Source organism: Parabacteroides goldsteinii DSM 19448 = WAL 12034 (assembly GCF_000969835.1).
Taxonomy (GTDB): domain Bacteria; phylum Bacteroidota; class Bacteroidia; order Bacteroidales; family Tannerellaceae; genus Parabacteroides; species Parabacteroides goldsteinii.
Genome location: NZ_KQ033913.1, coordinates 857367 through 879040, shown reverse-complemented (window position 1 = coordinate 879040; position 21674 = coordinate 857367). Strand labels below are relative to the sequence as shown.

General features: G+C 44.9%; 15 protein-coding genes and 1 riboswitch. Of the genes, 4 read left to right on the top strand and 11 right to left on the bottom strand.

Annotation, left to right across the window (positions count from 1 at the left end; translation table 11 throughout):
* Positions 1 to 4: 4 nt before the first annotated feature.
* From HMPREF1535_RS16530 to HMPREF1535_RS16505, 6 genes are read right to left on the bottom strand one after another with little or no spacing between them, the layout of a single operon-like run.
* Complete coding sequence (locus tag HMPREF1535_RS16530) at positions 5 to 703, bottom strand: outer membrane beta-barrel protein (RefSeq protein ID WP_046146876.1); 699 nt, start codon at positions 701 to 703, stop codon at positions 5 to 7.
* On the bottom strand, positions 700 to 2484 hold the full coding sequence (locus tag HMPREF1535_RS16525; protein ID WP_046146875.1) for a hypothetical protein: 1785 nt from the start codon (positions 2482 to 2484) through the stop codon (positions 700 to 702). The genes HMPREF1535_RS16530 and HMPREF1535_RS16525 overlap by 4 nt, the downstream gene beginning before the upstream one ends.
* 12 nt (positions 2485 to 2496) lie before the next feature.
* Positions 2497 to 3870: a DNA repair protein RadA gene (gene radA, locus HMPREF1535_RS16520; protein ID WP_046146874.1), complete on the bottom strand. Its 1374-nt coding sequence runs from the start codon at positions 3868 to 3870 to the stop codon at positions 2497 to 2499.
* A gap of 34 nt (positions 3871 to 3904) precedes the next feature.
* Positions 3905 to 4861, bottom strand: a complete 957-nt coding sequence (locus HMPREF1535_RS16515; protein ID WP_007659146.1) for a hypothetical protein — start codon at positions 4859 to 4861, stop codon at positions 3905 to 3907.
* A gap of 35 nt (positions 4862 to 4896) precedes the next feature.
* The gene (locus HMPREF1535_RS16510) at positions 4897 to 5439 is read right to left on the bottom strand and encodes a ferredoxin domain-containing protein (protein ID WP_007659143.1); all 543 of its coding nucleotides are present in this window, start codon (positions 5437 to 5439) and stop codon (positions 4897 to 4899) included.
* Between the two features lie 35 nt (positions 5440 to 5474).
* A complete protein-coding gene (locus HMPREF1535_RS16505; RefSeq protein WP_046147588.1) occupies positions 5475 to 7595 on the bottom strand; it encodes a KamA family radical SAM protein in 2121 nt (706 codons plus the stop codon).
* 653 nt (positions 7596 to 8248) lie between these two features.
* On the opposite strand from HMPREF1535_RS16505, the gene HMPREF1535_RS16500 reads away from it, so the two are divergent.
* From HMPREF1535_RS16500 to HMPREF1535_RS16485, 4 genes are all read left to right on the top strand, one after another.
* On the top strand, positions 8249 to 8530 hold the full coding sequence (locus tag HMPREF1535_RS16500; protein WP_007653559.1) for an HU family DNA-binding protein: 282 nt from the start codon (positions 8249 to 8251) through the stop codon (positions 8528 to 8530).
* Positions 8531 to 8743: 213 nt separating this feature from the next.
* Positions 8744 to 9430: a two-component system response regulator PhoB gene (gene phoB / locus HMPREF1535_RS16495; RefSeq protein ID WP_007653558.1), complete on the top strand. Its 687-nt coding sequence runs from the start codon at positions 8744 to 8746 to the stop codon at positions 9428 to 9430.
* Between the two features lie 15 nt (positions 9431 to 9445).
* Positions 9446 to 11212, top strand: coding sequence for a two-component system sensor histidine kinase PhoR (gene phoR / locus HMPREF1535_RS16490; RefSeq protein WP_046146873.1), 1767 nt, complete (start codon positions 9446 to 9448; stop codon positions 11210 to 11212).
* A gap of 85 nt (positions 11213 to 11297) precedes the next feature.
* Complete coding sequence (locus HMPREF1535_RS16485; protein ID WP_010803449.1) at positions 11298 to 12539, top strand: Hsp70 family protein; 1242 nt, start codon at positions 11298 to 11300, stop codon at positions 12537 to 12539.
* Positions 12540 to 12654: 115 nt separating this feature from the next.
* Here HMPREF1535_RS16485 and HMPREF1535_RS16480 read toward each other — a convergent pair whose 3' ends face one another.
* The 5 genes from HMPREF1535_RS16480 to aspT form a co-directional block, all read right to left on the bottom strand.
* Positions 12655 to 14001: a citrate/2-methylcitrate synthase gene (locus HMPREF1535_RS16480; RefSeq protein WP_007653552.1), complete on the bottom strand. Its 1347-nt coding sequence runs from the start codon at positions 13999 to 14001 to the stop codon at positions 12655 to 12657.
* Positions 14002 to 14021: 20 nt separating this feature from the next.
* Entirely contained in the window at positions 14022 to 15281 is a 1260-nt protein-coding gene (gene icd / locus HMPREF1535_RS16475) for an NADP-dependent isocitrate dehydrogenase (protein WP_046147587.1), read from the bottom strand.
* Between the two features lie 43 nt (positions 15282 to 15324).
* A complete protein-coding gene (locus HMPREF1535_RS16470; RefSeq protein WP_046146872.1) occupies positions 15325 to 17574 on the bottom strand; it encodes an aconitate hydratase in 2250 nt (749 codons plus the stop codon).
* Positions 17575 to 17799: 225 nt separating this feature from the next.
* Complete coding sequence (locus HMPREF1535_RS16465; RefSeq protein WP_046146871.1) at positions 17800 to 19455, bottom strand: bifunctional aspartate transaminase/aspartate 4-decarboxylase; 1656 nt, start codon at positions 19453 to 19455, stop codon at positions 17800 to 17802.
* Positions 19456 to 19564: 109 nt separating this feature from the next.
* Entirely contained in the window at positions 19565 to 21262 is a 1698-nt protein-coding gene (gene aspT, locus HMPREF1535_RS16460; RefSeq protein ID WP_046146870.1) for an aspartate-alanine antiporter, read from the bottom strand.
* A 140-nt stretch (positions 21263 to 21402) separates the two neighbouring features.
* Positions 21403 to 21598: riboswitch (cobalamin riboswitch) on the top strand.
* Positions 21599 to 21674 lie beyond the last annotated feature (76 nt).

Genomic DNA, 21674 nt, shown 5'->3' with positions numbered 1-21674 from the left:
CTGTTTATTTGCTTGTTAATGGGATATAATAGATAATACCTCCCTGAAGGCGCAAACCACTCCAATCGGGAGCTATCGTAAGCGACTGGCCTTTGTTCCTGAATCGTTTTGTCAGATCAAATTCATAACCGACATTTATATTCAATGCGAGTTTCTTATGTATCCGTATCTTTGCACCAACAGCAGGTTCAATAAAAAAGTTTGTTCCGTCAAGAGATTCGGAGTCTATTATTTCTTTTGGTCTTTCCGCTAAAGTAACTTCCTCCTCGACAGTACCGTTATTAAAAACAACGCCGGTTGAAAACTGCAAATAAGGCCTCACGATACATTCCGAAAAATCCGGTAAAGCAAAACGATAAAATCCTCCTAAACGAACTCCTTTCGTACGAATAGTAAAGTTGTAAGACGCTGAATAGTCAGAGACTCCTTTATTGCCTACAGTATTCATAAAATCAAGTAATAATCCGGCCTGATGCAATTTCCTCCATTCAAGCCCCAATTTAGCCTGATGAGTTATATAACCAGAAAAGTTATCGGTTGTTTTAACATGGTTCAAAGAAGGTTTTGCTTCGTCGAGCAACGACTTCATATCTCCCATTTTATAAGTTGCAAAACCGACATTATATTCCAGGGTCAACTCCTGAGCCTGCAATGACAATGTTGCCAACAGACATATTATAGTTATTATATAAATCCGTATCATTTCTGCAAGTATTTTTCAATGTTCAATATATATCCGTCGAACGACAATAAAGTATTACCTAACAAAAGGGGATAAATCCACGACGCTGTTTTTAATGTGAACAACACTTCTCCTTCGGGAGAAAGGACTTTGAGATTATTACTATTGTAAATCAACAAATTGCCGGTTAACGGATCGACATTAACCAGTTGCGCGTACATGTCTTTCCGTATAATCTTGATTCTCTTGAAATCCGGCAAATGAATCACCTCCACATAATCGTCGTAGGCGATCAGCAATTGATCGGGATGTACCGGATGAAGCATGCTTTTCCAATAAGTTCCATAAGAATACGGCATTTTGGTGTCTGCAACAATCTGATGATTATTCAATATGATCAGTTTCTGATCGAACCCATCCTCATACATCAGATATTTACCGTCGACCGACATTTGAGGAGTCAAAGCATTCGAAGGTATAGCAGCCAAATGTTCGCCCTCCAATGTTGAGAAATGCAGAATAGCCCCGCTTCCATCACCCTTGTAGGTACAATAAATCAATTCATCTGCTGCATTTATACCTAAAAGAGAAGAATAGCCTTCACAATCTACACTATTCAACAATGCCAATGTCCGACCATCAAAAACATTCGCCGGATTACCATCGGTAACAACCCTGCCGGATACCGGAGAGCTGAACACTCCCCACCCGGAACTTCGGTTATCGGACGATAACAGTTCGCCATCGGTAGAATAACATCGCAAAGAACCCGGCTCTTGGGCATACAGACAACCCGTCATCCGGTTATATACCCATCTCGCACCCCGTGATTCATACTGAAAAATTCCGGGCGATCCGACCTGCAATTCCCTGAATGTAGTCTTACCCGGATCTTCTGTAGAAACAAGAACCAAGCGGGCGTTATAAGTCGTTGTCATCGAACCGAACTCGCCGGGCGGCAATGACACTGTCGCCTTCCCGTCATCCGGCCTGAAAACAGTTCCGTCATCCAACCGAACAGAAATATCGGCCGGATAAGGGGTTTCCCAAGCCACCACTGTCTCTTCTATATCAGCTTTAACAATATAATACCGAATGGCATCCGGCATTTTAACCTCTCCCATTGGCCAGACCAATGTCGTATTTCCGTCACGCAGGTTCATCCGGATATTATAAACCGATTCCGCCCCCAGATTATTCTTATCCGTCCACGAAGTATTTCCGGCAGGAACAGTCACATCGACCGTGTATCCTTCAGAACCGCCGGTGATGGTGTACGACTGTAACTCAAGATGGGAAAGAACCGGTTCCGCCCAGTTCAAGGTCAAATACCCGTCAACACTAACTCCCTGTGATATAATAGAGGGCAATTCCATACTATAGTCGATAATTACCGGCCAACTCATCTTGAAAGAATATCCTTCTATTTCCATTTGGTCGGCAATACTACCGCTACCTGTCGGGGAATAACACTCACAGGTTAACGTATAATTCCCGGAAGGGAAAGTCGATGAGGAAATCATCAGAGAACCATTAGGTTGCAAATCCGAATCACTCCAAACGATATCACCCATTTTAAACTTTAGTCCTTTGATATCTTTACCGAATGCTGTCAACGAATAATTTAATTCCGTCTCTTTATTGATTAAAATAGTCTGCCCGTCGGTAACAGCATTCAAATCAATACTGGCATTTACCGAATCCTGAGGTTTCTCGATATCAACAAAATTTTCATGTATCTTATATTCACAACTCCAAAGCAAACAGATACAACACAAATAACAAATTAATTTACTATCCATAATAAAAAGGATTTAACCGAACAAATGCCGGAAAGCTTCTTCCACCTTTCTGACCTGTACGATTTGTATCTTACATTTATTCGTATCAAACCCTTTCAGGTTATTGTGAGGGATGATGATGCGTGAAAAGCCCAGCTTCTCTGCTTCCAGAATCCGTTGTTCGATGCGGTTGACCGGACGGATTTCGCCCGACAAGCCGACCTCGCCACACATACAAACGCCTTGTTCGATACTGATATCGAGACTCGACGAAAGGATAGCGCTGATAACAGCCAGGTCGATAGCCGGGTCGTTGACCTTCAGTCCCCCGGCAATGTTCAGGAACACGTCTTTCTGTATCAACTTGAATCCGGCGCGTTTCTCCAACACAGCCAGCAGCATATTCATTCTTCGCAAATCAAAACCCGTCGCACTGCGTTGCGGAGTTCCATAGACAGCCGAACTTACCAGCGCCTGTGTTTCTATCAGGAAAGGACGTATGCCTTCGATGGCGGCAGCAATTGCCACACCGCTCAATCCTTCATGGTTCTGTGTCAGCAACAACTCGGACGGGTTGCTGACTTCACGCAAGCCATCCTGACGCATCTCATAAATACCCAATTCAGCCGTGCTGCCGAAACGGTTTTTGATACTCCGGAGAATACGGTACATATAATGTTGATCGCCTTCAAACTGAAGAACGGTATCGACAATATGTTCCAGTACTTTCGGCCCGGCAATACTTCCTTCTTTATTAATATGGCCTATCAGCAGAACAGGGACACCGCTCTCTTTGGCATATTTAAGGATTGCTGCACTACACTCACGAACCTGTGAGACGCTGCCGGGAGAAGATTCAACGAGTTCTGTATAGATTGTCTGGATAGAGTCTATAATCAGTAAATCAGGCTGGACGTTACGGGCCTGGACAAATATCTGTTCCAGATTCGTTTCACTCAGAATGAAGCATTCCGGATTTTCGTGGGCGATACGGTCGGCACGCAGTTTCAGTTGGCGACTGCTTTCCTCACCCGATACATATAATGTCTTGAGATTGTTCAATCCCAGAACTGTTTGCAGGACTAAAGTCGACTTACCGATACCCGGTTCACCGCCAATCAGCACCAACGAGCCTTTCACCAAACCGCCTCCCAGGACACGGTTCAGTTCTTCATCTTTCAAATCAATCCGGGATTCTTCTTCGGAGGTAATATCACGTAACAGGACGGGACGTACTTTACCCGTTTCTGTTATACCGGGAATAATACGTTTTGCAGAAGATTCTTTGGTTGCAACGATTTCTTCCACATAGGTGTTCCATTCGCCGCAACTCGGACATTTACCGACCCACTTAGGAGAGTCTGCTCCGCAATTGGAGCAGACATATACTGTTTTTGTCTTAGCCATACATCTTTAAGATTTGGCGTAAAGATAGGAAAAGTTAGCCAAATAAGTCGAGTGTAAGTTGTTTCTTCTCCGCCTCCAGCTTACGCAGATGGCGCTTGCCTTGCGGAGTAACAATTTCCAGTTTGTCGAAACGGGTACGGATTACAGTCGTTACCGTATAGCTGATGTTAATCGTCTCGCCCAATTCACTTAGCTTACGAGCGATTTCCAGCACACAGTCGATACACATGCCGCTGGTGAAAGAAATCTTCTCGTCGAACATCTGCTTCTTGAAATCTTCATCGCACATGTAGAAGTCGATTGTCTCCCCGCCTTTATTATAGATACCTTTCCAACGGTAACGGCTATCTTTCAATACCGGCGAGATAATTTCGATGGTCGCTTTATTGTCTTTGATAGTCGGCAGGTCGTCCGAACGAAGGATGAAATAATCGAACTGTTCACGTTTCACCTCCAGAGAACCGGAACGGCTACGGTTATTTTCATTCAGTTCGCGTACATTAATCTTTGTCACTTTCGGATACCCACGCAACGCTTCATAGAAATTGGATTTATATTTACAGAACTTCGGCCAGGATGCCAGCAGTTCCACCAACTCACGGGGTATCAGGGCACCGGCCTGTTTCAGTTTAAGCGAACGCTTCAAAAGCGAGATTTCCTTCTGCATATTCTCTTCATCCGAATTGGTCCGGTCAACCAAAGGCTGCCCTCCGACAGACAAAGTAGGCCGGGTCAGTACCTGCATCAGAATATTTAATACGACAGAGATAGAGCGCGAACTTTCGCCTGCTATCGGCCATACGACGCGGTATCCACCTTCTTGTGAAAAGGGTTCGCAATGAGCAGTCATCTTCACATCCAGCAAATCGGCCAGGACACGCAGCATGGAGAGTATCTCTTTTTCACATCGGTGCTTAATCCAGGCATCCATATAAGCGGATTTATCGTTAAATGAATAACGTATCTCAAGTTTGTTGTCAAACTTTATCATAGAGTCATCGAATTATTTGTCCAAATTCCAGCTAATTATTTCACAGGTTGTTCTTTGGGTTTGCGGTCAAAGAACGGGTTCTTCGAAGAGGCACTGACAGGGATAGCCATTACGCTCTTGCTCTCGCCCAGCCATCCCAGACGTTGGGCAGCCATCCCGGCACTAAACATCACACGGGTATCCAGGCGCAAATCGGAAGCCGTCGCACAGGCAGAACCGATAGCGATTCCCAAATCGACCGAGTTGATCGCACAAGGTACTTCTGCCGGCTTCTCCACACACGTTTCAAAACCGCAATGAGCACAGTTCAGTCCCTGCACCTGCTGGCGTGTACCCAATATCACGATAGCCTCCGCACTCAAAATATTATCCGCATCACGCAAAATAAACTTAAATCCGGTTTCTGCTGCCAGTTTCAGCATCTCGTCAGACAAACGTTGTATATCTTCACCGGTAACCATTGCAATCTCTATAATGTCAATCCCCTTACCTTTGGGAGCCGTACGAGCAGCCGTCATCATCTGACGGACAGCCTCTAACACATGTTCGTGCCGTATTTCTCTTTCGTTTTGTATCATTTCTTTATTGGTTTAGCAGGAACAAAGATACACTTTTACTCGTTTTCGAGTTCAAGATTAGTCATCTTTTCTGTGATGGCGAACGGATAATCCGGATATTCGTACAGACTGAAACGCGGTTCGGTCACTCCTTCGCAATAATTCCAGATGCTGCGATATTCTTTAACGTCCTCTCCCATTTCTTCCAATTGACGCAAATAAGCGGCTACCGACTTGTTCTCTACGATATATACTTCCCCCATCTTATTGATGATAGGGCTATGCCGGCGTCCGGTATCATGGTCAAACTTCAGGATTCGTTTTCCTTCAGCGGTGAGACCTACTGTTTTAAAAGTCATACTTTTACCAATAGCCGGCAGATTCAAGACACTACGGTCTGTTGCAGCAAACAACAAATGATTCTCTCTCAAGAAATTATACAATTTTCTTCCTAACGGGCGTCTATTGGTGACAATATCATCCAATTCGGCGAGTTTATCTTCGGGAACCAGGCCAAAAATCTTTTCTTCATATTGTTCCTGAAGCGAACGGCTGTTCGGGGTAAACACGGCATAGTTTTCATTAAACCCTTTTACCGAGAACGTATAATAACAAATCACACCGACGGAATTAAGCGTCTGCCGCAGTTTGGCAGTATGTCCGCGCCGGGAAGCTGCAACCGTATAAACCAATTGGTTCGTTATCACCCATCCGGCATCCAATATCGCTTTTATAGCACGTTTGGCTTCGGGAGTTACTTCCAAAGGAGATTGGAAGTGGGTTTGAATAATAAACTGGGAGACTCCGATAGCAGAAGCCTTCTCTTTAAATTCTTTCAAAATTCCCACAAGTTCATCTGTAATGCGCAACGGCAGATAAGCCAGCAAACGCGAACCTAAGCGAACCCGCTGCAACTCGGCATATTTTTTACCCTCGGGCCGTTCTTCATTCGCTTTACGTTTACGGACAGCCATTTTATAGACAGCTTCCAATATCTTACGCAAAGTAGCATTCTGGCTCATCAGGGCGTCACCTCCGGTAATCAGAATATCCCGCAACTGGGCATCTTCTTCAAAGTAATGCATCAAACGACGGAGTTTCTTATCCCAGGTTTCTTTGGGTTTCAATGCTTCAAAATCGAAATTAAGACGTTCGCTCTGGAAATCATACATGCGCTGACAAGAAGCACATAAGCCTCCGCAGGCTCTTCCCATCGAATCAGGAATAAGAATGGCCACTTCCGGATAACGGCGGTGGATATTATGACCTTCAGGCAAAAGCCATCCGGCGGCATTCGGCTTACCGGCTTCCACGATATCCTCTTTTTCCCAGGCTTTTATATGACCGTATGTGTCAACCAGTTCATCTGAATAAAGGACGTACGAACGAATCGTGTTGTCATCATAGCCTTCCGTTCCCGGATTCAGCAAGGATAAATAATAAGGCGTAACAAAAAACGGCATACCTTTCTTTCTGGCACGGGCCAACAGCTGCATCATCTCTTCCGAGAGGGATTCACCCAGAAAATAATTCAGTTCCGTCGGACTCTTGATAGCCAATGCCAGATGGAAACGGGCAGTGTTCCACCATTCCTGTACCTGATTATATTTTTCTTCGTAAGTCATCTCCGGTAAAAACTGATAACGGGACGACGGTGCACTCCTGCGCTCTATCTTCCGTATAAGCCGTTTTATAATACGGTCTTTATTTGCTTCACGGATTGCCACCACTTCTTCATCCAAACCGGTCGGCCAACGATGCATCTGACGCTTAACCAGGGAACGGTCCGGTTCGATGCTCTCGGGATGCTCCAATAACTTGAACTGATGATAAAGGTCAATAAACAGGTCGGGAGAAACTTCGTCTGCCAGCTTTCCCGTCAGTAATTGCCAGAAATAAGTGATTGTTTGCACAGACAACTCCTCACCTGTTGAAAGTTCATCAATAGGAGACCCGTCATATTCGATTAAAAGTAAAATACGCTTCGCCACGGCATTTCTCATATTACTGCCACCTCCGTTGATTTCAATCCGGGAAGAAACGAATGAGCGCAGAGCCTCCCTGAACAATTTTATGTTCTGGCTCTCTTCCGCCATTGTCACCAAATGAGGAAAGTCCCTGTTAAACACTTTTAGTAAATAAGAATTGTCGTACGTTAGTTCTTTTCTTTTAATCATAAACATCGCTGCTTTTTATATTGATTAGAGTAATATTACAATCATGCCACTCACATAGGGAGAGATTATATCCGGGGATATACACTTACACTTGTCCACAAATATAATATTTTTAATCGGAAAACGATGAATATCCACTTTTAAAACATTCTAATAAGAGAAATATTTAAAGCAAAATGATATTTATGTGGCTATTTTACTACATTTTGATTTCATTTTTAGCATTCCACAAGAAACCAGGTATTTTACACTTCATAGAAAGCTTGAAAAATATATGTTTTCACTTGCAATCTTCAAAAACTATTTATATCTTTGTGAAAAGTAATTTTAGAGGTTCAAGCCTCACATTTTAGGTAAAGGTATTGGTCATTATAAGTATTAAAAAAGTCTACTTGTGAAAGTAGACTTTTTTATTTTTCACATTCTTTCATAGATGTATATTACAAACAGGTTTATTATATCCTTCTAAAAAGTCTTATTACAAACTCATTAAATAAAACATGACTATTATATTTACAACAACTTATCGTCATCTTGTCTTAACCAACCTCTCACTTTGAAACATAAAGTAAGCAGAATTTGCAAAAAACTTTTCTATAGTAATTTTTTTCACTAATTTTGCAACAGTATTAATCATTAAAACAATAATACCTATGAACAAAGCAGAACTTATTGTAGAGTTGGCTGAAAAAGCCGGTTTAAAAAAACAAAAGGCTAAAAAGGTCTTGGAAGCTTACATGGAGATCGTAACAGAAAAAATGTCCCAGAACGAAGAAATATCTATCGTTGGTTTTGGCACATTATTACCTAGACCGCAAAACAGCCGTTTGGCTCGTAATCCTAAAACAGGTACTCCGGTACAGATCCCGGCAAGAACAACAGTAAAGTTCAAACCAGGTAAATTCCTGCTGGAGGCTATGAACGGTAGCAAATAAAACCAAACCACTCCATATGTAAAATGAACGTCCGGACTATACCAATAGCACGGACGTTGTTCTTTTCTCCCCCCTAGACAAAAACGGCTGATGTAACAGAATCGTAACATATATTTCATTCAACCGAAATACCAAATGCCTTCCTTTGCAGAAAATAATTAATTTTGTAAACAAAGGAATGAATTATTCATTTCAAATTAAATAAAAAAGACTATGGATATGCCCCGAATTCTTGTTGTGGATGACGAAGAGGACTTGTGCGAAATCCTCAAATTCAATCTTGAAATAGAAGGTTATGAAGTGGATACGGCTTTTAGTGCGGAAGAAGCATTAAAAAAGGACCTGTCTGTCTATCAATTGCTTTTGCTCGATGTTATGATGGGAGAAATCTCCGGATTCAAGATGGCGAGTATATTAAGGAAAGAAGAAAGCACGGCTGATATACCGATCATATTTCTGACAGCCAAAGATACTGAAAACGATATGCTGACAGGCTTTAACCTGGGAGCGGACGATTATATTTCAAAACCTTTTTCGATCCGCCAGGTTGTCGCACGTGTTAAGGCTGTATTACGGAGAACAACCGATAAAGAGAAAAACGAGACGAACGAACTTCTCGAATATGAAACATTAGCACTCGATCCCAAACGCATTAAAGCATCGGTAGACGGCAAGGAAGTCCCGCTGACCAAAAAAGAATTCGAGATTTTGAAATTACTGCTGGAGAATAAAGGAAATGTTTTCTCACGTGAAGAGATCCTGTCCCGTATCTGGAAAGATGAAGTATATGTGCTGGATCGAACAATCGACGTAAACATTACCCGTCTGCGTAAAAAGATAGGCCCTTACGGAAAAAACATCGTTACCCGACTCGGCTTCGGTTATTGTTTTGAGTACTAATCCTGTTATTTAATCATGGTAAGAGTAGAAAAGATGAAAAACCGGATACCTTTCAGCCAGCGGTTATTCTGGTCGATTTTTGTGATGTTCCTTGGATTTACAGTTTGCTTCCTGTTGTTTCAATACCAACGGGAACGGGAATTTTCGCAGGAGAAGTTGAATAATGTATTGAGTAACTACAATTACCAATTATTTAGCCGTACCCAACAGGATACCGACATTAATAAGACGGTAAGGCAATTTATCGAAGATATTCCGCAAAAAGAATTGCGTGTCACCATTATCGATCCCAACGGAAAAGTCTTGTTCGATAATAGCGGGACAGAAGAATTCAACAACCATAACGATCGTAGCGAAGTGCGCAAAGCCCGTTTGTATAATGAAGGCTTTGCCATCCGCACCTCGGGATCGACGGGCAGACGATATTTTTATTCGGCCAGCAATATAGGCAGTTATATCTACCGTTCGGCGCTCCCTTATGATCCTTATGTGCAAAGTGCCTTATCCACGGATAAGGACTTCATCTATTTTATGATACTGATGACATTGATCTTTTTCTTTGTCCTCTCCCGCTTTACATTCAGTATCGGACGGACCATATCCAAACTACGGGACTTTGCCTTGAATATAGAAAAAGACCGGATACCGGAAAACGATTATATCTTCCCCAACGATGAACTGGGAGATATCTCAAAGAACATTGTCACACTGTATCACCGGCAACAGAAGGCCAAAGACGAGCTTTCCATGGAACGTGAAAAGCTGATAAAGCATTTCCAGTACGCCAAAGAAGGATTCGCCATGTTTACGGCCGAAGGGAAAGAGATATTGTCGAATATCCTGTTCATCCAGTTCTTAAATGTTATTTCCGACAATCAGATCCGTCAGGCTGAAGATGCCCAGGATATCCGGGAACTTGAACCCATTAAGGCTTTCCTGAATAAAAATATCCCTAACATGAACCGGAAACGGAAAGTGTTACGCGAATCTGTAACGATCGATAAAAACGGGAAAATATTTCTGATCGAATGTATCCTGTTCCTGGATAACAGCTACGAAATATCCATCAATGATATTTCACGCCAGGAAGAAGAGAGCCGGATGAAACGCCAGCTTACCCAGAATGTCGCCCACGAACTGAAAACACCCGTCAGCAGCATTCAGGGATATCTGGAAACGATTATCAGCAATCCGGAACTTACTCCCGACAAACGCCAGTTCTTCCTGGAACGTTGCTACTCGCAGAGTACGCGTCTGACCGGGTTATTACGTGACATCTCTGTACTGAACCGTTTGGACGAGGCGTCCGAAATGTTCGACTTGTCCGACATAAATATCCCGAAACTGATCGTCGAGATCCAGAAGGAATGTTCGAAAGAGATGGAAGAAAAACAGATCACATCTGAAGTTACTCTGCCGGGCGATCCTACGATACATGGCAACTACTCCCTATTGTATTCCATTTTCCGTAACCTCTACGACAATGCGATCGCATATGCCGGAGAAGGAAGCCAAATAACCGTGAACTGTTATAAAGAAGATCCGAAATTTTATTATTTCAGTTTCGCTGATAACGGTGTGGGTATTTCGGAAGAACATATCAACCGCATCTTCGAACGGTTCTACCGGGTGGATAAAGGACGTAGCCGCAAAGTCGGCGGAACAGGACTGGGATTGTCTATCGTCAAGAATGGGGTTAATTTCCATAAAGGACAGATTTCGGCTAAGAGTAGTCCGGGCAAAGGAGTGACCTTCTTCTTTACCCTGAAGAAAAAATTATAAACATAAATTACAGGTATATATAGTATAAAAATGTGTCGTATTTTATATCTTCGCGCCCTATTTTCCTATAAAAAACAAGGCAAAGATGAATATAAACGAGTTGACATGCGGTCTGGACTTCGGAACATCTAATTCCATTATATCGCTGACAGACAAAGCAACACGGAAAGAAGTATTTTCGTATAGCGAAAGTTCCATTCTGTATTTTCCGGACACAAACGAGATGAAATACTATGTGGGTAAAGAGGCCCAGGATAAATATATTGAAGAAGAGATGACCGGGCGTCTGCTGAAATCCGTCAAGACGCTGCTCCGCCAGGACAAGTTTCTTTCTACCTGGATATTCGGTAAAAGAATGACGCCCGATCAACTCGTTACCTGCATCATCCGCCATTTGAAAGAGAAAGCGGAAGCCTTCGCCGGAGCGGAAATCACGGATGTGATACTTGGAAGACCTGCCGTTTTTTCGGAAGACCCCAAGCAAGAGACTTTGGCAGTCAACCGCCTGACGCTTGCCGCCCGTAACGCCGGTTTCAGAAACATCAAATTACAATTGGAACCGATTGCCGCCGCCCTCTCCTATGAGCAACGGCTCGATCATAGCGAAAACGTACTGGTTGCCGACCTCGGTGGCGGTACTTCCGACTTTACCATCATGAACCTTTCTCCCGATAAAATCCGTAAGGAAGACCGCAAAGACGATATCATCGCTCACGGTGGTGTCTATATCGGCGGTGACTTGTTCGATTCGGAAATCATGTGGTACAAAGTGACTCCCCATCTGGGCCGGGGCGTAAAATACCAATCGTACGATAAAGAGATTGAAATACCTTCCATTCTCTACCGCGAACTGAAAAACTGGGAAAGGACATTTATGTTGAAGGAGAGCAAACTGCGCCGTTCGATGGATAACTACTACCATCTCTCAGGCAACAATCCTAAGATAGATAATGTAAGAGTTTTGATCGATAATAACTATGTCTTCTCCCTGTTCAAAGGAATCGAGCAATCCAAAATAAACCTCTCGACCGGAGAAGATACAACAATCGACTTTGAAAAAGAGACAATCCATATACATGAGCCTTTCACGCCCGGTGAGTTTGCTACGATCATCGAACGGCATACTACCGAGATCGAACGATATATCCTGAAAATACTGGACACAGCGCAATATAACGCAGCAGATATCGACTCCGTCTTTATCACAGGAGGTAGCAGCCTTGTCATTCCGGTAAGGGAGATACTTTACCGCATCTTCGGAAAAGATAAGATACGTACAGGGAATACTTTTAATAGTGTAGCTTACGGGTTATCCTTGAGCTACTAACTTCCGCTGCCGGAGACCGTCTGGTTTCCTAAGCAGGAAACGCGAGTTTCACCCTAATGAAACAGTAGTTCCCTGCCTAGGAAATTGCAGTTTCCAGGGCAGGGAACTACGAAGATCAACGTTCCTTGATCGGAACATATACCTGTTCATCCAACACATTCTTATAAGCCGGACGGATAATACGTTTACCATCGAAATGTAATTCTTCAATGCGATGGGCAGTCCAACCTACGATACGGGCCATAGCAAACAGCGGTGTATAGATTTCCTGCGGCAAACCGATCATTTCATACACAAAGCCTGAATAGAAGTCCACGTTTGAAGAAACACGTTTCTTCGTTCCTTTATGTTTGGCGAAACATTCGATGGCACGTTCTTCCAGCAGTTCGAGGAAGGCAAATTCTTCTTCACGTCCTTTTTCTTTAGCCAGGTCACGAGCCAGTTCTTTCAAAACAACGGCACGCGGATCGGAAATTGTATAGACGGCATGACCGATACCGTAAATCAGGCCGGTCTTGTTATAAGCCTCTTTGTTCAGCATGCGCATGAAATAAGTATCGATTTCATCCACATTCTTCCAGTCGCCAATGTTCTCTTTCAGATGATGGAACATATCGACAACCTGGATATTGGCACCACCGTGCAACGGACCTTTCAACGAACCGATACCGGCTGCAATAGAAGAATAGGTATCCGTTCCGGTCGAACTGGTTACACGGACTGTAAAGGTCGAGTTATTACCGCCACCGTGCTCGGCTTGCAAAACAAGCAACAGGTCAAGTGTACGGGCATCCAGTTCCGTAAAGTCTTTTTTCAGCATATGCAGGAAGTTTTCTGCAAGCGAAAGGTTTTCGTGCGGATGGCGGATATGCAGGGAACGACCGTGTGTACTATGACGATAAATATTATAAGCATACGCTATAATGGTCGGGAAACGCGAGATCAGTTCGATGGACTGGCGCATCAGGTTGTCACGGGAAGTATCGTCCGGATTCGGATCGAACGTATACATTTCCAAAACACTACGGGCAAGGATATTCATGATATTCTGTCCTTCCAGGTCGAGGATATTCATCTTGGTTTTCTGTTCCAACGGCATATTATCGCAGATCAAGCCTTTGAAAGAGGCTAACTCTTCTTTATCGGGCAACTTTCCGGAAAGCAACAGATAAGCCACTTCCTCAAAACCGAAACGTTTTTCTTTGATCAGGGCATGCGCCAGGTCCTCCACATCGTAACCTCTATAAAACAGTTTACCGGGAATAGCTTTCAGGCCACCGTTATCCGGCAGGCGTTCGTAACCAACTACATTACCGATCTTAGTCAGGCCGACCAACACCCCGCTGCCGTCCTCGTTACGCAGACCACGTTTCACGTTGTACATCGGAAACAGTTCGTTATCAATCTTGCAGGCATCTTTTGACGCATCCGACAGTTTGTAAATAAGATATTCTTTTTTCATCACGAGTTATTTTTACGAGGTTACAATAAAGATATGATACAATCACCAAATTCTTTGGTGCCAAGAGATTTTCCTTCCGGCATAAAACGTGCCAGGTCATTCGTTGCTTCTCCCTTCGAGAAAGCCTTTTCCATAGCAGCCGTGATCAGGTTGGCGGCTTGGTTCCAGCCCATATATTCAAGCATCATCACGGAGGAGAGTAAAAGGGAAGACGGGTTCACGATATTCTTTCCGGCAATATTAGGCGCCGTGCCATGCGTCGCTTCGAAAATAGCATAATCGCTGTTGTAGTTGATATTGGCACCCGGTGCGATTCCGATACCACCTACCATGGCGGCCAATTGGTCGGAGATATAATCGCCGTTCAGGTTGAGCGTCGCAATAACGGAGTATTCTTCCGGGATCAATAAGGTATTTTGCAGGAAAGCATCGGCAATCACATCTTTGATAATGACCTTTCCGGCAGCCGATGCTTCTGCCAGCGCTTTGGCGGCTTCGGCTTCACCCTTTTCCTTTTTGATCTTTTCGTATTGCGGCCAGGTGAATGTCTTGTCGCCAAACTCGCGTTCCGCCAGAGCATATCCCCAGAGTTTGAAACCGCCCTCAGTGAACTTCATGATATTTCCTTTGTGCACCAGCGTTACACTCGGCAACTGATTGGTCAGGGCAAATTCGATGGCGGCACGCACCAGCCGTTCGGTTCCTTCTACCGATACAGGTTTCACACCGAATGAAGAAGTTTCCGGGAAACGTACTTTCGTCACTCCCATTTCTTCCGTCAGGAACTGAAGGAATTTTGCTGCTTCAGGCGTTCCTTGCTGCCATTCGATACCGGCATAGATATCTTCCGTATTCTCACGGAAGATATACATATCGACCTTCTGCGGTTCACGCACCGGAGAGACGACACCTTTAAACCAACGGACGGGACGCAGGCAAACGTACAGGTCGAGTGTCTGCCGTAAAGCCACGTTCAGGGAACGGATACCGCCGCCGATGGGAGTAGTCAGCGGACCTTTGATACCGACCATATATTCGCGGAAAGCATCCATTGTTTCGTCGGGCAGCCAACTGCCTGTTTGATTGAACGCCTTTTCGCCAGCCAATACTTCTTTCCATTCGATAGAGCGCCGGCCGCCATATGCTTTTTCGATGGCGGCGTTTACAATCTTCTGGCTGACCGGAGTGATCTCCGCTCCCACTCCGTCACCTTCGATAAAAGGAATGGTTACTTTGTCCGGGACGATCAGACGGTCGTTTTGTTTTGTTATTTTATTCATCATGATAGTTTATTAATTTTGTTCAGTATTTATCAGAATTGAGCTATACATGTGCCATATTCAATGCTGATCCGGACTTGAACCATCGGATTTGCAAATCATTGTACGTGTGATTTACAGGGAATGATTCCTGTGTGCCATCTGCATGCAATACGATAGCAGTTAATGGCTTGCCCGGTGTGAACTCTTTCAAACCGATGATGGAGATGTGATCGTTTTCACGAATCTTATCGTAATCGTCTTTGTCGGCAAAGGTCAGGGCAAGCATTCCCTGCTTTTTCAGGTTCGTTTCATGGATGCGGGCAAAACTTTTGGCAAGGATCACTTTCACATTCAGGAAACGGGGTTCCATAGCGGCGTGTTCACGGGAGGAGCCTTCACCGTAGTTCTCTTCGGCAACCACGATGGATGAAATGCCTTTCGCCTTATACTGTTTGGCAACGGCGGAGACAGCTTCATACGTATTATTCAACTGGTTCAATACGGCATTCGTCTGACCGTTGAAAGCGTTCACCGCCCCCATCAGCATATTGTCGGATATATTTTCCAGATGACCACGGAAACGGAGCCACGGACCGGCCATCGAAATATGGTCTGTCGTACATTTACCCGAAGCCTTGATCAAAAGAGGCATTTCCAGCAAATCGTTTCCATCCCACGGAGCAAAAGGATGCAACACCTGCAAACGGTTTGAATCGGGACTGATCTTTACTTCCACATCTTTTCCGGTCGGAGCCAGATAACCGTTATCTTTTACATCAAAACCTTTGGGCGGGAAATCAGTTCCCTGCGGCTCACGGAGTTTTACTTCGCGACCGTCTTCGGTCTTCAATGTATCCGTCAACGGATTGAAACAAAGGTCACCGGCAATGGTCAATGCTAGCGTCAGTTCCGGGGAAGCGACAAAAGCATGTGTATTCGGATTGCCGTCTGCACGTTTGGCGAAATTACGGTTAAAGGAGGTTACGATTGAATTTTTACGGGTGTTATCGTCGGTATGACGTTTCCACTGGCCGATACACGGACCGCAGGCGTTTGCCATGATGGTGGCACCGAGCTTTTCAAAGTCACCGATGATGCCGTCACGTTCGGCTGTATAACGGATCTGTTCCGATCCCGGATTGATGATCAGCGGGGAAGCGACAGGTATTTTATCTTCAAAAGCCTGCCGGGCGATAGAGGCGGCACGACTTAAATCCTGATAAGAGGAGTTCGTACATGAACCGATCAGGCCGACTTCCATCTGGCGGGGATAGCCGTTTGCTTTTACCTTCGCGGCAAACTCAGAGATAGGCGTTGCTGCATCCGGAGTGAACGGGCCATTGATATGCGGTTCCAGTTCGGACAGGTTGATGACGATCACGCGGTCATAATATTCATCCGGCTGTGCCCTTACTTCCATATCGGCTTCCAGATAATCCTGGATAGCATCGGCCCAGGCTGCAACGGTATCGCGGCCAGTGGCACGCAGATAAGTTGCCATATTCAGATCGTACGGGAATAATGAAGTAGTGGCACCCACTTCGGCACCCATGTTACAGATTGTCGCTTTTCCTGTAGCGGAAATAGAGGAAGCACCTTCTCCGAAATATTCGATAATGGCATTCGTCCCGCCCTTTACGGTCAGGATACCGGCTAGTTTCAGGATAACGTCTTTCGGTGAAGCCCAGCCGCTCAGACGTCCGGTCAGCTTGACACCGATCAGTTTCGGCATCTTCAGTTCCCATTCCATCCCCGTCATTACATCGACGGCATCGGCACCACCGACACCGATGGCTACCATTCCCAATCCGCCGGCATTCGGCGTGTGCGAGTCTGTTCCGACCATCATTCCGCCGGGGAAGGCATAGTTTTCCAACACCACCTGGTGGATAATTCCTGCACCGGGTTTCCAGAAACCGATACCGAACTTATCGGATACGGATTTCAGAAAATCATACACTTCGCTGTTCCCTTTTGTTGCTGTTTCAATATCTGCTTTCGCACCGATATTCGCCTGGATCAGGTGATCGCAATGAACAGTTGCCGGGACAGCGGATTTCTTTTTTCCAGCATTCATGAACTGCAACAATGCCATCTGGGCCGTTGCATCCTGCATCGCCACACGATCGGGACGGAAGTTCACATAATCGTCTCCACGCCTGAACAGGCGTAATGCCTTTTCGTCATATAAATGAGCATATAAGATTTTCTCGGCCAGAGTCATCGGACGACCGATCTTTTCGCGGGCCACATCTACCCTTTTCGGGAAATTGGAATAAAAGCTTCTCAGCATTTCAATGTCGTACACCATATTATAATCTTATTAGTTGTTTGTTTATCAGAAAGCTTGTATATGCAAATAAAAAAGAGTTCCATTTGTCATTAACAAATGTATATATAAATAAAACACCTTTTATTCAATAATGTCTATGACCCGATAGAGGTTGTCTATACAAATAAGAAAGTTCGCCTCACGTTCATTTATAAAACGCGCGGCGAACTTATTTTGTTCAACGATATATAAACTATTCTTAACTTATTTATCTTTTATCGATTCTTGCCATTTCGCGGCATAACTATGAAGAATGGAAGCGATCCCCTCGCCGATCCGGACATAGTCTTCCGTTTTCAGATTAGCCAGCGAAGCACGGATAGACCATTCGGGAGCATCGAAGCCTCCGCCGTTCAACAGGACAAGCGATGTTTCCTGTGCCAGGCGGAACACGACATCGACCGGTTCGTAGTTGGCTTTCAGATATTCGAAGAAGTCGTCTCCATAGAATTTCTTTGCCCATACTTCCATATCTATTTCACTGTAATAACCGGCACGAAGAGGATCATCGAGGAGGGTAAATCCTGAACTTTTCCAAAGGGTGTGCAGGCGTTCGTGAATGATGTCGATCATGCGGGACTGATACAGGTTCTCGGAATCCAGTAAGGAGAAAGAAGCAAACAAAGACATCTGTGTCTGCTGTGGCAGGGAAAGTCCGGATGTATGATTAAGTGCGACCTGGCGGCTGTCAGCAACCATGCGGTCGATAAACTTCATCTTCGACGGATCGAGCATGATACTGCTGTAGCGTTTTACCAATGCCGCTTTCTTATCATCAGGCAACGCGGCAATCATACGGTCATAGATATTATCTTCATGCAAAGAGACGACTGCCAGACGCCAGCCTGTCGCACCGAAATACTTGGAGAAAGAATAAACGCACAATGTATTATCAGGAAGCTCAGCCATCAGGGAACGGAAACCATGCACATAAGTGGCATATACATCGTCGGTAATAATCATCAGGTTGGGATTATAATTGGTAACGATATCAACAATACGCTCCGTCAATCCGGGTGTCAAAGCATAAGAAGGCGGATTACTCGGATTGACAATAAAGGCAGCCTTGACAGACGGATCCTTCAATACATCCAGATCTTTTTCCTGATATTGCCAGGTATGATATCCGTCGCCCGTCATTTTCAGCGCATGTATTTCCGTTACATCAAACAGATAACGGGCCTGTTCGGGTATTTCTATATAAGGGGTAAAGACCGGAGCAAACAGGACGATCTTGTCTCCTTTATTCAACAGGAAGTTCTGTTGAAGGGAGTCAAAGATGTAACACATGGCAGCTGTACCACCCTCGGTGGCAAACAAATCGAATTTACCTTTGGGCGGCCGGTTGTTACATAATGCCTGATCCAGATAATCACGCACCAACACTTCCGTATATTTCAAAATACGGTCGGGAACAGGATACTGGTCACCGATCACACCTTCTGCCCACTCATGTACCAGGTCGTTTTCATCAACATCCTTTATACGTACCATATAATTATAGGTATCACGTAAAAGTTCGGAACCCGGTGCCCCCTCATATTTGTCAAGAAACTCTCTGAACCGATAGGCGATACTTGGTTTCTGGGGAATGCCGGCAAGACCAACCATGCCGTCTTCCAGTTTAACCCCGCGACGGCATTCTTCCAAGGCGAACTGGCCGAGCAGGAAAAAGGCTTCGCGTGGCGTGGTAGCAATCCAGTTCGGGTTGCCACGACCGGCATTCAACATGATGTGGGTACTCTTGCGGGCACTCTCGTCGGCTAACCGGATCAGTATGTCTTTTAATTCGAACGGACTGATCTCCGACATTTTCTTTTCATATTCACGGGTGACTACGATTTTATTGTTTTCTTCCATATTATATATAATGTATAATTATTAATTTCTATTTTTATCAGATATGAGTGTTTGTTTATAGCAACTGGTTGTACCTGTCAATAAACAGATAGCTCAAATCTTTCTATATTTACATTAGCAAGATAATCACCACTCCCCAGATAATCAGCAAGGTGTTACCGACAGCATAAGTAACTGTATATCCTAACGCCGGCGTTTGGCTTTCCACCGCATCTTCTATCGCACCGAGGGCGGCTGTTGTCGTTCGTGCTCCTGAAGTACAACCCAGTGTAATGGCTGGATGGAATTTAAAGAGATAGCGGCCCATCAGGACACCGGCTATCAGCGGAATGGTCGTAGCCAGCGCTCCGATAATGAACAGACTCACGCCTACTTCTTTGAAGCCGGTCACAAAACTCGGTCCGGCCGTAATACCGACTACGGCAATGAACATATTCAGCCCTACATTATTTAATACCCACAAGGAAGGTTCAGGAATACGTCCGAATGTCGGGTGTTTGGAGCGAAGCCATCCGAATACCAGTCCTGCAATCAATGCCCCGCCACTCGTACTCAGGCTGATCGGTATATTTCCGAAATGTACGACCAACGAGCCGATCACGCCACCGATAAAGATCCCCAGGCCGACAAAGATCATATCCGTCTGGTTGGTCGGCCGGTCGGCATAACCCAAAGTTGCAGCCGCGGCATTCACCTCCATCTTGGTACCTACCAGTTCGAGCATATCGCCCGGATTAATTTTTGTCGCAGCCAGCACAGGTATATTGACACCCGCACGTTTGATACTTTTAATGCTGACGCCGTGCATCACCTTTTCACTGCGGAGACCGGCTACAGTCATTCCCGAAAACTTCTTACGGGAGATCAGCACGGGCAATGTCTCTGCCGGGAAGTCCAACAATTCAAGGTCGTTCACTTCGTCGCCGATCCAGTCTTCTTCTCCGATCACAAATTCACGGCGACCGCTCAACACCACCTCGTTCCCTTTCTGAAGCATCAGGTCCGGTTTCACATCATACACTACATTACTGATACGTATGCGTTCCACAAACAGACGACGCCCCTGCCCTTCCAGATAATCTTCCAGCTCCTGTACGGTCTTGCCCGCCCCGAACCAGTCATTACTGATCTTATAAGCCCGAAAAGTGATGGGACGTGCTGCCGGCATAAAACCGGGTTGCTCGCTTTCGTCGTCAGTACCCATCTTTGCTTCCAGTTCTTTACAAGCCTTCTTTACCGAAGGCAGTCCGCCCAGCAAACGGGGAGCCACATCGCTCATCAGCCACGCAGAACCGGCCGTACCGAAAATATAACAGACGGCATAAGCCACAGGCATCACATTGATCATGGATGTTTTGTCCGCCGCACTCAGCCCGCTCTGATTGATCGTATCTTCCGCTACCCCCAGCACCGCAGAGATTGTCTGCGAACCAGCCAACAATCCAGCCGCTTCTCCTGCATTATAGCCCATCAGCTTGGCAAGCAAAAATGGAACAAACAGAGAGAACAAACACATCAGTACGGCAAAAAGCATCTGCGGAAGTCCCTCCTTTTTCAGCCCACGGAAGAACTGCGGACCGACACTATATCCCACGGCAAAAAGGAACAGAAGAAAGAATACGGATTTAATAGGTGCCCCGATATCGATATGCAATTGTCCGATTAATACACCGACCAGCAATACGCTGGTAACTGTTCCCAAAGAAAATTTACCTATCTTAAATTTACCTATCCAGAAACCGAAAGCCAGTGTCAGAAAGATAGCCAGTTCCGGATAGTGTTTGAGCAAATCAGCAAACCACTCCATATATACAATTGTTTGACGTTAATAATAAGACATATTCCATGTCCGGTTTTATTGTGGTAAATGGAACACAATCCATGGGAAAGTTGTTGCGGGAGATTCAATTAAGAGATTATAAAAGCTCCCTTATTTTAAATAAATTTCTATCTTTGTCCCGCTTTGGTGATACGTCAGCCTCCGGTTGCCGTATAAAAGGGAATCCGGTGAGAATCCGGAACAGTGCCCGCTACTGTGAAGCCCGCTATAAAAGGAAAACATGCTTACACCACTGTCCGTGACAAGGATGGGAAGGTCGTTTTCCGGGCAAGTCAGGAAACCTGCCAGACAGATAAATCCGTTCTCCCGGGGCCAGGAGGGCTATTATGAACATAAAACAAATCTCTTTCAATGAAAAAGAAATGTCTGCTGACAGCCT

What these genes read in the sequence shown, in the direction of transcription:
- HMPREF1535_RS16530 (WP_046146876.1), bottom strand. Translation starts at nt 703, where the DNA reads ATGATACGGATTTATATAATAACTATAATATGTCTGTTGGCAACATTG.
- HMPREF1535_RS16525 (WP_046146875.1), bottom strand. Translation starts at nt 2,484, where the DNA reads ATGGATAGTAAATTAATTTGTTATTTGTGTTGTATCTGTTTGCTTTGG.
- radA (WP_046146874.1), bottom strand. Translation starts at nt 3,870, where the DNA reads ATGGCTAAGACAAAAACAGTATATGTCTGCTCCAATTGCGGAGCAGAC.
- HMPREF1535_RS16515 (WP_007659146.1), bottom strand. Translation starts at nt 4,861, where the DNA reads ATGATAAAGTTTGACAACAAACTTGAGATACGTTATTCATTTAACGAT.
- HMPREF1535_RS16510 (WP_007659143.1), bottom strand. Translation starts at nt 5,439, where the DNA reads ATGATACAAAACGAAAGAGAAATACGGCACGAACATGTGTTAGAGGCT.
- HMPREF1535_RS16505 (WP_046147588.1), bottom strand. Translation starts at nt 7,595, where the DNA reads ATGATTAAAAGAAAAGAACTAACGTACGACAATTCTTATTTACTAAAA.
- HMPREF1535_RS16500 (WP_007653559.1), top strand. Translation starts at nt 8,249, where the DNA reads ATGAACAAAGCAGAACTTATTGTAGAGTTGGCTGAAAAAGCCGGTTTA.
- phoB (WP_007653558.1), top strand. Translation starts at nt 8,744, where the DNA reads ATGGATATGCCCCGAATTCTTGTTGTGGATGACGAAGAGGACTTGTGC.
- phoR (WP_046146873.1), top strand. Translation starts at nt 9,446, where the DNA reads ATGGTAAGAGTAGAAAAGATGAAAAACCGGATACCTTTCAGCCAGCGG.
- HMPREF1535_RS16485 (WP_010803449.1), top strand. Translation starts at nt 11,298, where the DNA reads ATGAATATAAACGAGTTGACATGCGGTCTGGACTTCGGAACATCTAAT.
- HMPREF1535_RS16480 (WP_007653552.1), bottom strand. Translation starts at nt 14,001, where the DNA reads ATGAAAAAAGAATATCTTATTTACAAACTGTCGGATGCGTCAAAAGAT.
- icd (WP_046147587.1), bottom strand. Translation starts at nt 15,281, where the DNA reads ATGAATAAAATAACAAAACAAAACGACCGTCTGATCGTCCCGGACAAA.
- HMPREF1535_RS16470 (WP_046146872.1), bottom strand. Translation starts at nt 17,574, where the DNA reads ATGGTGTACGACATTGAAATGCTGAGAAGCTTTTATTCCAATTTCCCG.
- HMPREF1535_RS16465 (WP_046146871.1), bottom strand. Translation starts at nt 19,455, where the DNA reads ATGGAAGAAAACAATAAAATCGTAGTCACCCGTGAATATGAAAAGAAA.
- aspT (WP_046146870.1), bottom strand. Translation starts at nt 21,262, where the DNA reads ATGGAGTGGTTTGCTGATTTGCTCAAACACTATCCGGAACTGGCTATC.